Origin of the sequence: Lactobacillus amylovorus DSM 20531 (genome assembly GCF_002706375.1) — a bacterium.
Taxonomy (GTDB): Bacteria; Bacillota; Bacilli; order Lactobacillales; family Lactobacillaceae; genus Lactobacillus; species Lactobacillus amylovorus.
The window spans coordinates 2034367-2047543 of the sequence record NZ_CP017706.1; the positions used below are offsets into that span (position 1 = coordinate 2034367).

Annotated in this window: 11 protein-coding genes and 1 pseudogene; 10 read left to right on the forward strand and 2 right to left on the reverse strand. The window is 38.6% G+C overall.

The window, feature by feature from the left end:
* Window positions 1-15: 15 nt before the first annotated feature.
* Window positions 16-825 (forward strand): sugar-phosphatase, encoded by an 810-nt coding sequence (yidA, locus tag LA20531_RS10435; protein ID WP_056939348.1) that lies wholly within the window; start codon window positions 16-18, stop codon window positions 823-825.
* Between the two features lie 24 nt (window positions 826-849).
* Window positions 850-1815 (forward strand): annotated as a pseudogene (locus LA20531_RS10440) (NAD(P)-dependent oxidoreductase).
* A gap of 47 nt (window positions 1816-1862) precedes the next feature.
* On the opposite strand, the gene LA20531_RS10445 reads toward LA20531_RS10440, so the two are convergent.
* Together LA20531_RS10445 and LA20531_RS10450 are read right to left on the reverse strand one after the other, a co-directional pair.
* A complete protein-coding gene (locus LA20531_RS10445; RefSeq protein WP_056939349.1) occupies window positions 1863-3248 on the reverse strand; it encodes an APC family permease in 1386 nt (461 codons plus the stop codon).
* A 104-nt stretch (window positions 3249-3352) separates the two neighbouring features.
* Complete coding sequence (locus tag LA20531_RS10450; RefSeq protein WP_056939350.1) at window positions 3353-3967, reverse strand: DedA family protein; 615 nt, start codon at window positions 3965-3967, stop codon at window positions 3353-3355.
* A gap of 137 nt (window positions 3968-4104) precedes the next feature.
* Between LA20531_RS10450 and uvrC the strand changes: the two genes are divergently transcribed.
* The 8 genes from uvrC to LA20531_RS10490 all read left to right on the forward strand — a co-directional run bounded on the left by uvrC (window position 4105) and on the right by LA20531_RS10490 (window position 13140).
* Window positions 4105-5907: an excinuclease ABC subunit UvrC gene (gene uvrC, locus LA20531_RS10455; RefSeq protein WP_056939351.1), complete on the forward strand. Its 1803-nt coding sequence runs from the start codon at window positions 4105-4107 to the stop codon at window positions 5905-5907.
* 78 nt (window positions 5908-5985) lie between these two features.
* A complete protein-coding gene (gene obgE / locus LA20531_RS10460) occupies window positions 5986-7290 on the forward strand; it encodes a GTPase ObgE (protein ID WP_056939352.1) in 1305 nt (434 codons plus the stop codon).
* 20 nt (window positions 7291-7310) lie between these two features.
* On the forward strand, window positions 7311-9230 hold the full coding sequence (locus LA20531_RS10465; protein ID WP_082588989.1) for an acyltransferase family protein: 1920 nt from the start codon (window positions 7311-7313) through the stop codon (window positions 9228-9230).
* Window positions 9231-9248: 18 nt separating this feature from the next.
* Complete coding sequence (gene rnz, locus LA20531_RS10470; RefSeq protein WP_056939353.1) at window positions 9249-10184, forward strand: ribonuclease Z; 936 nt, start codon at window positions 9249-9251, stop codon at window positions 10182-10184.
* Window positions 10184-10978, forward strand: a complete 795-nt coding sequence (locus LA20531_RS10475; protein WP_056939354.1) for an SDR family NAD(P)-dependent oxidoreductase — start codon at window positions 10184-10186, stop codon at window positions 10976-10978. The genes rnz and LA20531_RS10475 overlap by 1 nt, the downstream gene beginning before the upstream one ends.
* A gap of 5 nt (window positions 10979-10983) precedes the next feature.
* Entirely contained in the window at window positions 10984-11235 is a 252-nt protein-coding gene (locus tag LA20531_RS10480; RefSeq protein ID WP_013437759.1) for a lipopolysaccharide assembly protein LapA domain-containing protein, read from the forward strand.
* Between the two features lie 100 nt (window positions 11236-11335).
* The gene (gene rpmF, locus LA20531_RS10485) at window positions 11336-11524 is read left to right on the forward strand and encodes a 50S ribosomal protein L32 (protein ID WP_003547064.1); all 189 of its coding nucleotides are present in this window, start codon (window positions 11336-11338) and stop codon (window positions 11522-11524) included.
* A 59-nt stretch (window positions 11525-11583) separates the two neighbouring features.
* Complete coding sequence (locus LA20531_RS10490; protein ID WP_056939355.1) at window positions 11584-13140, forward strand: bifunctional metallophosphatase/5'-nucleotidase; 1557 nt, start codon at window positions 11584-11586, stop codon at window positions 13138-13140.
* The last annotated feature ends 37 nt before the right edge of the window (window positions 13141-13177 follow it).

Sequence of the window (13177 nt, forward strand, 5' to 3'; positions counted from 1 at the left end):
ATTTTAAAAAGAAAAATGAAAAAGATAGATTTAGTCGCCATTGATATTGATGGTACTTTAGTAAACTCTAAAAAAGAAATTACCCCTGCCGTGAAAAAGGCAGTGTTAGATGCCAAAAATCAAGGTAAACAAATAGTGATCTGCACAGGAAGACCATTATCTGGTGCACAACGCTATTTGGATGAATTAGGTTTAAACAATCAAGATAACCAATATGTAGTCAGCTTTAATGGCGCAGTAGTTGAATCAACCAGTGGCCAAGTAATTTTTAAACAAGGGCTAAGATATGAAGACTATGTTGATCTAGAAGCAATTGCACGCAAATTGAATCTGCATTTTCATAGCGTTAGTTTAGATCGAATTTACACCTCTAATCGTGATTTAGGACACTACACGATTTATAACTCGCGGGTGGTTAAACTGGAAGTCTCATATCGTACACCAGAAGAAATGAAGCAAATACCGATTATCAAATGCATGTACATTGATGATCCAGATTATTTGGATAGTAAAATTACCAGTCCGCTTTTTGAGCAAATGAAAGATCGCGTCGTTTTCTCCAAAACTGAACCATTTTATTTTGAAGCAACGGCAGCCGGCGTTGATAAAGGAACTGGTCTTAAGCGCCTGTGTGATTACCTTAAGGTTAAACCAGAAAACGTGATGGCTTTGGGTGATCAAGCAAATGATATGCCAATGTTAAAATATGCTGGTTTAGGTGTGGCGATGGGCAACGCAGTGGACTATACTAAAAAGCATGCAGATGAAATTACTGCAGATTGTGATCATGACGGAGTGGCAGTCGCAATTAACAAAATTTTATAAAGGATATGGAATAGAGGCTTCATAATGAGTAAAGCAAAGATTTTAATTTTGGGTGGATTGAGAAAAGATTAGCTTACTGATTTAGAAAAGGAATGCGATGTTACAGTTGGTCCAGCAGTCCATCGCTTACATGATGATTGTGAATGGGTATTAGATCATATTGCAGATTATGACGGTGTCATTGTGGCAAAGATGGCTTTTGATAAAGAAATGATTGATGCTGCCAAGAATTTGAAGATAATTTCTACTTACGGTGTAGGTTTTGATCATGTAGATGTGGAATACGCTAAGGAAAAGGGATTTGTTGTTTCAAACTGTCCTAAGAGCGTATTGTGTCCAACTGCTGAATTGACTTTAACCATGATTATGGCTTCAGCTCGTCGCTTGCGCTATTATGACCATGCTTTGCGTGAAGGCGTATTTTTAGATGCTGACGAATATGATAACCAAGGCTACACGATTGAAGGCAAGACTTTAGCTATTTTAGGTATGGGCAGAATTGGCCAACAAGTAGCTCGTTTTGCTAAGGTATTGGGGATGAAGGTTATTTACCACAATCGTCACCAACTTGATAATGAATTAGAAGCAGAATTAAATGCTAAGTACGTTGACTTTGATACCTTAATTAAGGAAGCCGACTTTTTATCATTGCATGCTCCAGCAACTGATGAAACTTACCACATTATTAATGCTGATGTCTTTAAAGAAATGAAAGAAACGGCATATTTGATCAATGTAGCTCGCGGTTCACTAGTTGATAGTGATGCTTTGATTGCCGCTTTAAAGAATGGTGAGATTGCAGGTGCAGCTTTAGATGTCTTTGAAAATGAACCACATCCTAAGCAAGAATTGGTAGATATGGATAACGTAATCATGACTCCACACGTCGGCTCAGCTACTCACGTTGCTAGATTCAATTTATCTAAAGAAGCAGCTAACAATGTTTTATCATTCTTCAAAGATGGTAAAGCTGTTAACCAAGTTAACTAAAATAAATTAGAGTAAAACAAAAAAGCGGCTAAGCCGCTTTTTTTATTTTATTCATGTTCTAGTTGACTGTGACGATAACCATAAACGAAGTAGATAACTGTCCCAAGGATTAACCAAATTGCAGCCATTAAGTAAACTTCTGAGCTTAAGTGACAAATCATAAAGATACAGATTAAGCCAGAAATGATTGGCAGGTATGGATAACCAGGAACCTTGAAACCGTCGTTAACGATATCTGTTCTCTTTCTTAATTTTAAAATACCAAATGATACTAAGGTGAAGGCAAATAATGTGCCAAAGTTAACCAAGTTGGCTAATTTATCTACTGAGAAGAATGCCGCACCCAAGGCAATAATAATTGTTACTGTAACTAAGGCATTTTGAGGAGAATGGTGCTTTTTATCAAGCTTACTGAAAGTTGCTGGTAAAAGACAATCTCTAGCCATGGCGTAAATTAAACGCGAACTTGAATAGATCATCGTGAGCATCATGGTTGCCATTCCTAGCATGGCACCAAATGATAATAATTCGGCTACCCAGTCTTGGTGGACATATTGTAAGGCAAAAGCAACCGGATTAGCTACGTTTAACTTGGTGTATTTAACCATTCCTGTCAAGACAATGGAAACGCCAAAGTAAAGGACAGCCGCAATTGCTAGAGTACCAATAATGCCTAGTGGCATATTCTTCTTAGGATTCTTAACTTCGGCAGCTGATGAAGAAACAACGTCAAAGCCTAAGAAAGCAAAGAAAACGGTAGTTGCACCTTTAATCACACCAGAAGCGTGGTATGGCAAGAATGGGTGATAATTGCTTGGCTTAATAAATTGCATCCCTACAAAGATGAAGATCAAAATAATCGCAATCTTAATGAAAACCGCAACAACGTTAATCTTGATGGAATTTTTCATTCCACGTGACAGCAGGATACTAATAATCAAAATTATTAAAACGGAAACAAGGTCAAAGTAAACGCCATGTGACAAATTCATTGGCCCTGAAACGGCCTTAGGAATTTTTAAGCCAAACGGACTAATAAATGAACTAAAGTATGATGACCAACCTGCGGCAACGGTAGCCACAGATAGCATGTATTCCAAGATTAAGGCCCAACCAATGATCCAACCGGTGAACTCGCCGTAAACGATGTTACCGTATGAATAAGCACTACCAGCAACTGGAATTGCGGAAGCAAACTCGGCATAACACATTCCGGCAAAGGCGCACACGATTGCTGCGACCATGAATGACAAACTAACTCCAGGCCCAGCAGCTGTAGCAGCTACCGTACCAGGCAGAATAAAGATCCCAGTCCCGATAACTGCACCAACCCCAAGTGACATTAGGTCGAGGGCATTCATTGTTTTGGAAAACTTGATATCTTTTCCTAAGTAGTTTTGAATGCTTTGTTTCCTAAATATGTAAAATTTCATCGCAACATTCCCCTCTATGTAGTATGTAAAGATAGATTAATTTTACATGATATTTTTAATTTCTTGAAGGGCAAAAAAAGCACTATTAAAATAGTGATTTTAGTCTAATCAGCCTTTATTTTTGTTTTGTACCATTTAAATGAGCCATAGATAAGGGCAATGATGATGAAACCGGCAATGATCAGTGAGTATTCTTCAAAGATATTCACGATGACTTGCCAATTTTCACCCATGTAGGATCCTAATGAAACTAAAATGATGTTCCAGATCAAACTACCAAGAGTAGTGTAAATTAAAAACTTGGAAAGCTTAACGTGAGCGGTACCTGCTGGAATAGAGATTAAACTTCTGATAACGGGGATGCAACGACCATAGAAAATTGCGCCTGTTCCATATTTATCAAACCAGTCAATTGCCTTTTTAACATCACCCTTTTTGAAACCAAGCGTCTTGAACATTTTATGATTAAACACTTTTTCAAGACGGTCCTCACTCAGTAAAGTTCCGATCCAATAGAGAATGATTGCTCCTAAAGTGGCACCGATTGTGGCGGCGATTATCACTAAGGAAACGGTCATTTGCGAGTGATGCGTCGCAAATCCTGCAAATGAAAGGATTACTTCAGAAGGAATAGGCGGGAAGATATTTTCAACCGCAATTAAAAAGCTGATGGCCATGTAGCCAAATTGGTTAATTAAATCAAAAACTATATTAGTCATCGGTATTTCTCCTAAGCGTTTTCTTTTAATATAGCAAGTTTTGGTTTAGATAGCTATTTCTATAAGCAAAGTTAATATCTTCTTAAAAAAGCTGTGTTAAACTATTTAGTGCGAATTTTTTATTGGGGTGCGATAGAATGGCAACACAATTAATTGAGAATAAGTTGAAGCTATTACCAGAAAAACCGGGCTGCTACTTAATGAAAGATATCAATGGCACGGTTATTTATGTTGGTAAATCCAAAAATTTAAAAAATAGAGTGCGTTCATACTTTAAGAGTAAGCAAGTAGGACGGCGTGCTGAATTAGTGCGTGAAATTCGAGACTATGACATTATTACGGTTTCTACTGATAAGGAAGCTTTTTTACTAGAAATTACTTTAATTAAAAAATATCAGCCATATTACAACGTGCAGTTAAAGCAGGGGACAGGCTATCCTTACATTGAAATTACGCGCGAACATGATCCGCAAACGCGCCTGACCAGTATCGTGCATAAGGATGGTGGTTATTACTTTGGCCCATATCCTAACGTTTATGCGGCCCAGGCTACGTTAAAGTTTATCCAAAAAGTTTATCCATTAAGACGCTGCCATGGCTACCAAGGCCGCCCATGTCTTTACTATCATATGGGGCAGTGTTTAGGGGCCTGCTTTAAAAAGGTGCCGCAAAAAGAATATGACGAGCAAATTAAGAAGATTAAGAGCTTCTTGAATGGTGATATTGCAGAAGTAAAGCAAGACTTGACCGTCAAGATGGAAAAGGCTTCTGAGCAGTTAGAGTTCGAACGCGCAGCCGAAATTCGAGATCAATTGAAGTATATTGAAGAAACGGTTGAAAAGCAGAAAATCATTTCTAACGACAACACTCAACGCGATATCTTCAACTACTACGTTGATAAATCTTGGATTTCAATTCAGATTTTCTTCTTGCGTCAGGCTAAGCTACTTAGAAGAGAAACCAGAATGTTTCCTTTAACGGATACAACTGATCCAGAAGATGCATTTACTTCATTCATTGTGCAATTTTATTGGCAAAGAAACCGCGTTTTGCCAAAGGAAGTCTTAGTTCCTACTGGCCTTGATAACGATACTTTGGCGGAAGTATTAAAAGTTCCAGTTAGAACGCCGCAAAGAGGACAGAAAAAAGCGTTGCTTGATATGGCTAAAGATAATGCCAAGTTGAAATTAGATGATAAGTTTAGACTACTTGAATTAGGTAATCGTAAAACTAAGGGTGCGCAAAAAGAGATCTTTGATGCTCTAGGTTTGCCATATGGTCATATTATTGAAAGCTTTGACCACTCGCATATTCAAGGTGCAGATCCAGTTTCGGCCTTAGTTGTTTTTAAAGATGGTGAACCAGATAAAACTTCGTACCGAAAGTACAAATTAAAGGGTGAAGTTGAACACCAAAATGGCGGCGATGAAGTTCGTAACACCAGGGAAGTTGTTAGAAGACGATATGGTCGACTTTTACGTGAAAACAAAAAAATGCCTGATTTAATCCTGATGGATGGTGGTCAAATTCAAGTAGATGCTTGTGAAGACGTTTTGCGTAACGAATTAAACATAAATATTCCTGTTGCCGGGATGGTTAAAGATGATAAGCACAGAACAAACCACTTGTTATTCGGCGATCCGATCAATGGTATTCCGTTGAAACTGATCCCGCTTAATCCTAAGTCAGAAGGTTTTTACTTAATGACAAGAATTCAGGATGAAGTGCACCGCTTCGCCATTACTTTCCATAGAAGACGTCATGCCAAGAATGCTTTATCAAGCCGATTAGACTCGATTAAAGGCATTGGTCCTAAGAGTAGAAATAAGCTGCTCAGAAACTTTGGTTCATTAAAGAAGATTAAAGAGGCATCGGTTGATGAGCTTCGAGCTGCCGGACTTACTTTGACCCAAGCACAGACAATAAAATTGACGCTGTAAACCTAGAAAACGCCCAAGAATGCGCGTTTGTGTGGTATAGTAATAAAAGTTAGATTAAGACGGAAGGAAGAGATAAACATGCCAACATTTGTTGATCAGACTAAAATTGAAGTACAAGCTGGAAAAGGCGGCGATGGCATGGTGGCTTTCCGCCACGAAAAGTACGTTCCAAATGGCGGACCAGCTGGCGGCGACGGTGGTCGCGGCGGCAGCATTATCTTTGTTGCTGACAGCGGTTTGCGTACATTGATGGATTTTCGCTACCGTCGTAAATTTAAGGCGGACAATGGCGAAAATGGTCGCATCAAGTCCCAATATGGTAGAGCTGCTAAAGACCTTTATTTAAAGGTGCCTGTTGGGACAACAGTTTATGATTTTAATACCGGTGAATTAATCGGTGATTTAGTAGAAAAAGGACAAGAATTAGTTGTAGCTCACGGTGGCCGTGGCGGTCGTGGTAATATTCACTTCGCTACTAGTGTTAATACGGCACCTGAAATTGCCGAAAACGGTGAACCAGGTGAAGACCGCGTTTTACGCCTAGAACTTAAGTTACTAGCTGATGTAGGTTTAGTTGGTTTCCCATCAGTTGGTAAATCTATGCTTTTGTCAGTAACAACTAAAGCTAAGCCAAAGATTGCAGCTTACCAATTTACTACTTTGACTCCAAACTTAGGGATGGTAATTTTACCTGATGGTCGTGACTTCTCTATGGCTGACTTGCCTGGCTTAATTGAAGGTGCTAGCCAAGGTGTGGGTTTAGGTATCCAATTTTTGCGCCACGTTGAAAGAACTAAAGTAATTTTGCACTTAGTATCAATGGATCCTAATAATGGTCGCGAAGCAATTGACGACTATCACACCATCAGAAAGGAATTGCAAAATTATGAAACTGATTTGTCTAAGAAGCGTGAATTAATTGTTGCTTCACAAATGGATATTCCAGGTGCAGAAGACAAACTCAAGGAATTTAAGGAAGCTTTGCAAAAAGAAGGTAATGACGAACCAGTTTATGAAATTTCTAGTGTAACGCACCAAGGCATATCCAAGTTGATGAGCGACACTGCTAACTTGGTTGCCGAAGTCGAAGAAGAACGTGCACAAGAAGAACCTAAGACTGTTGAAAAGACTAAGGAATACAAGTACAAGGCACCACAAAAGAACGAATTTACCGTTGAAAGAGTTGGCGAGCATGAATTCGTTGTTAAGGGTGAGCAATTGCAGAGATTGGTACAAATGACCAATTTGGATCACCAAGATGGTATCATGCGTTTGGCTAGAAGACTTAAGCGTTTAGGCGTAGATGATGCCTTGCGTGAAAAGGGTGCGGTTAACGGAGACGATGTTGCAATCGGCAAGTTTGTCTTTGAATTTGTACAATAATATATGCGTAGAGATAGATTATGAGAAGAAATCGGTTTATTACAGGGTATTCTGGACTTAGAGCATTAGCGGTGATCGGAGTAATACTCTATCACCTTGATTCTAATTCGTTTATGGGAGGATATTTGGGTGTGCCGATTTTTTTCGTGCTCTCAGGTTACCTCGTCACGGATCATATACTTAATTCATATGACAGAACGGGAGATTACGATAATAAACACTTTTATTTAAGTAGAATAAAGAAGATTTATCCGCAGCTGATTTCGGTTTTATGGCTCAGTGCGGCGTATATTTTTCTGTTTCAACACAATCTTTTAGCTAAGCTGAATCAGATTGTCCTGGCTAACCTACTGAATGTCTACAATTTTTGGCAAATTCATAATGGTCAAAGCTACTTTGAACGTTTTGCGGTTAATGAATCGCCTTTTACTAACCTATGGACGATGTCAGTAGATGGGCAATTCTACATTTTGTGGCCGATTGTCATTTTCTTACTGGTAAAACTAGTAAAGAAAAAGAAGAATATTTTTGGGATTCTGATTGGACTTTCATTAGCATCTGCAATTGAAATGCTGGTTCTATATTTAATGAAAGCTGACATTAACCGTATCTATTATGGAACGGATACACGGTTCTTCTCATTAGGTTTAGGAGCCGCATTAGCAGTTATTTGGCCAATAGAGCAGCTGAATCCTAATGTGACCAAAAAGGATACACGAATACTTGATTTGGTTGGACTAGTTTCCTTTATTTTGATGCTGGTCATGTTCTTCTCAAAGGCAATTAATCCGCAACAGGCATTTGCTTATTGTGGTGGGATGCTTTTGTTTACTTTGATTGTCTGCGTGTTTGCCGGAGTAATTGCGCATCCAGGCAGTCACTGGAATAGAATTATGACTAATGTCATTTTTGATTGGATTGGTTCAAGAAGCTATGGGATTTATCTTTACCAATTCCCAATCATGATCTTTTTTGAAGATAAATTTACTAATATTGGTGATCATCCGGTACTGTACCATGTGATTGAAATCATCTTGATTTTGCTAGTAAGTGAAATTACTTACCGCTTAATTGAAAAGCCAATGGGCAAGATCACGTGGAGTAAAACCAAGGCCTACTTTGCTCGAATTTTGGATTTAGAGACTAAGGATTACGTCAAAAAGACGCAAGCAGTTTTTGCGGCATTTGTTTTGATTTTAGGTAGCATTGCTATTGCTGTTTCGCCTAGAGCAAAGGCGGAAGATTTTAATAAGACTCAACTTGCTCAAAGAATTCAAAAGAATACCAAAAAGCAAAAGAGCGACAATGCTAAGCTGATCAAGAAGTTAAAAAAGCAAAAGCAGAAAAAAGAAGGTAAGTCGAAAATCATTAGACAAGCGGAAAAAGATGCTAAAAAGCATCCAGTTAATAAATCATATGTTAAATATGGTATTTCGCAGCTTGATTTGCAGTTAGCACAAAAAATTCAAGTTACTGCAATCGGCGACTCTGTCATGGCCGGTTCAAGTGACAACTTAAAGAAATTAATGCCTAAGGCCTTAGTTGATGCGGCTGTTTCTAGACAATTAGATGTTGCATTTGGCCTACTTGACAGTTATCAAAAGCAGGGAGTTTTAGCCGATAACGTATTGATTGGTTTAGGCACAAATGGACCATTCTCGATGGATGACTTAGATCGAATCATGCATCAAGTTGGGCCTAAGAGAAAAGTTTTCTGGATTAATGTTCATGTACCAACTAGAGATTGGCAAAAACCGGTGAATGATTTGCTAAGACAAGGTGCAAAACGGTATCATAATCTTATAATAATTGATTGGTATTCATATTCGAAGAATCATCCAGATTGGTTTTATGGTGATCACACGCACCCTAATATAGAAGGATCGAAATATTATAGTGCATTTATTACCAAAGCAATTGTTAAACATTCAAAATTTTAAGATAGAAATAGGATTTTCATGGAATTACAATTTTTAGGAACAGGTGCAGGGCAGCCATCCAAGCAGCGCAATGTTTCTTGTGTAGCGTTAAAGCTACTAGATGAACTTAATGGGATTTGGCTGTTTGATGTAGGGGAGGCTACTCAGCATCAAATTTTAAGAACAAATATTAGACTACGCAAAATCACTAAAATTTTTATCTCACATAACCATGGCGATCATATTTTTGGTTTGCCAGGATTGTTATCAACCCGTTCTTTTCAAGGGGATGTTGGACCATTAACGATTTATGGTCCGGCTGGAATTGAGCAATTTGTGCGTACGTCTTTACAAGTATCAAGAACCAAGGTTTCTTATCCCATTAAGTTTGTTGAATTATCTGAACCAGGATTGATTTGTGAAGACAAGGGCTTTCGCGTTTATACGGACAGACTAGATCACCGTATTCCAAGCTTTGGTTTTAGAGTAGTTGAGGCTACTCATCCAGGTGAACTTTTAATTGATAAATTAGCAAAGTATAATATCCCTAATGGGCCAATTCTTGGTCAACTAAAACGAGGCGAGCAAGTGACCTTGGCTGATGGGACCGTCTTAAATGGAAAAGATTTCTTGGGACCAGAAAAGCCTGGCCGCATCGTCACGATCATTTACGATACCCGCTCAACGCCAAGCATTGCTCGTTTAGCAAAAGATGCGGATGTTTTAGTTCATGAATCAACTTTTGCTGGAGACGAAAGCAAAATGGCTCGCAATTATTACCACTCAACTTCTGTTCAGGCAGCTAAAATTGCTAAACAAGAAAATGTTAAGAAGTTGTGTTTGAACCATATATCTGCTCGTTATATGGGAGCAAAAGCTAAGAAATTAGAGAATCAAGCTAAGAAGGTATTTCCAAATACAGTTTTGGTAAATGACTTTGATCGTATTGAAATTCCGATGAAAGGTGCAGAATAATGAAAGATTCACTAAGAAATAAAGTTGTTATTATTACAGGTGCTTCTAGTGGCATTGGTCGTTCAATTGCTCTTGAAAGTGCTGGCCATGGTGCTACTGTCATTTTGATTGCCAGAAGAAAAGATCGTCTGGAAGAAATTGCGGCAGAAGCTAGAGAATTATCAGGTGCTGAAGCTTATGTCTTCCCAACAGATATGGGTAAGCCTGATGATATTGAAAAGACCTTTGATGAAATTACCAAGCAAGTAAAGCATATTGATTTCTTAGTCAACTGTGCCGGTTTTGGTAAATTCGAAGAATTTATGGAACAAAAGATGCAAGACGTAACCAACATGTTCCAAGTAAACATCTTAGGCTTAATGTACTTCACTAGACTTGTTGGCCGTGTCATGATGGAACAAAAGACTGGTCAAATTATTAACTTTGGTTCAATCGCTGGTAAGGTGCCAACTACTAAATCAGCTGCTTACAGCGCATCTAAGGCTGCAGTCATTCAATTTTCAAATGTATTGCGCCTAGAACTTAAACCATTTGGCGTCAAGGTAATGACCGTTAACCCTGGTCCTGTTTACACTAACTTCTTTAACATTGCTGATAAGTCTGGCAATTACGTCAAAAACGTTCAAGAGTTTATGCTTGATCCAGACGATGTTGCTTGGCAAGTGGTTCACTTCTTTGGCAGTGACAAGCGTGAGCTTAATTTGCCACTTAGCTTGGCAGTATTAGCTAAACTTTACAACTTGTTCCCAGTCATCGGTGATGAACTTTCCTTGAGATTTGCTTCTAGGAAGTAGTGGCGATGGAAAAACAAAGAAACTTAATTATTGGCTCAGTCGTTGCCCTAATTGCAGTCATTTTCGTGGTGCTTAATACTTCACCAGTTGCTATTAACTTTGGCTTTTTCAAGGTTAGATTGCCCTTGATTGTGGTGTTAGTAGTGATGGTGATCATCGGAATGATTATTGCCTGGTTTTTCGGACGCGATAGCCAAGAGCATAAAGCACAAAACAAGGTTGCTTTTTTGAATAAAAACAAGAAGAAAACTGAATAGATCTTGATTTATTCTTAATTTAATAGTATCATTGAATCACGTGAGTAATTCAGGACGCTCAGTCCTGAAGCTTAAGACTACAATAAAGGAGATCAATTAAATGGCAGTTCCTGCAAGACATACTTCTAAACAAAAGAAACGTTCACGTCGTGGTCACATTAAGTTGAGTGTTCCAGCAATGCACTATGATGCAACTACTGGTGAATACCGCTTAAGCCACCGTGTTTCACCAAAAGGTTATTACAAGGGTCGTCAAGTTGTTAACAACAACGATAACGGCAATAACTAATTAAAAGACACCTGTAATGATGGTGTCTTTTTTTATGCCTAAGAAAAGGATTTAGAACAATGAAATTAGTATTTTTGCACTCAAGTGATACGCATGGCTTTTTATTGCCAACTGATTACCATAATAAAACCGACTATGATGCACCCATCAGCTTAAGCCGAGTAAGCTCTGTAATTAAGTCAGAGAAGGAAAAATACGGTGCAGATCATGTTGTAGTAACAGATGCTGGTGATTGCCTGCAAGGTTCTCCATTAGCTTCTTACACCCATTCAACGGGTGATTATAATGATTTGTTGAAGTTTACCGAAGCATACAACGCAGTTGGCTATGATGCACGCTGTCTTGGTAACCATGACTTCAACTTTGGTCTTGATTATTTAAGCTACTACGTTGATCAAAATAAGGCACCTATCATCAATGACAATATTTTGGATGCTGAAACCAACGTGCCATTCTTTGGCAAGGAATATGTCATCATCGAAAAGAATGGACTTAAGATTGGTATTCTAGGGATTACCACGCAATATATTCCACATTGGGAACCAGCTAAAAATGTTGCCGGCTTAAAGTTTGCCTCCGCCTATGAAAAGATTAAGCATTATGCTAAGATTTTGCGTCCTCAAGTTGATGTCTTGGCTGTAATGTATCACGGCGGTTTTGAAAGTGACCCAGTAACAGGCAAGGCCACGGAACCTCATCGTGGTGAAAATGAGGGTTACAAGATTTTAACCGAGATTCCAGAAGTAGATGTCTTTTTAACTGGTCACCAACACCGTCGTTTGAATGTGGTAACTAAAGATACCGCAATCGTGCAACCAGGTTACCGCGGCGAAGCAGTAGCAGAAGTAGTTTTGGATATTGATGATCAAACTAAGAAGATTACTAATATGACTACCAAGCTGATTGACACCAACGATTATGATCCAGATCCAGCAGTAGTAGAAAAAGTAGCTGATTTGGATAAGAGAACGCAAGAATGGCTCGATCAACCTATTGCTCACTTAAACAAGTCTGCTCGAATTGAAAATGCGATGAAGGGCAGAATTGAAGGCGCACCATTCATTAATTTGATTCAACAGATGCAATTGTGGTTTACCAAAGCAGACGTTTCAGCTACTGCCGTAATGAGTGAGACTGCTAAAGGCTTTGATAAGACGGTTACGATGAGAGATATTTTACTTAACTACCCATATGCTAACCAATTATGCAGAGTGAAATTAACTGGTAAAGAGCTGCGTCATATTATTGAGCATAGTGCAGGATTTTTGAAGAAGGATAAAGATGGCAAGATTACCTTTATCGATCGCTGGATTAAACCTAAGCCAATGCTTTATCACTTTGATGTCTTTTATCCTGTCGAATATGAAGCCAATTTATCTAAGCCGGAGGGTGAACGTTTAACTAAATTGACTTTGCATGGCAAGCCAATTGAAGATGATCAGATTTATCACTTGGCCGTAAACAACTATCGTGCAATGGGCGGCGGCTTCTATCCGGAATACAGCATGGATAAGATTGAAACAACCCTTGATAAGGATTACGTGCAAATGTTTAGCGAATACTTAACTCATGGCGATGTTCAAGTAGACACTAAGAAGAATTACAAGTTCTATTAAAAGACAAAAAAATACACGTTAGATAAATGATTCTCAC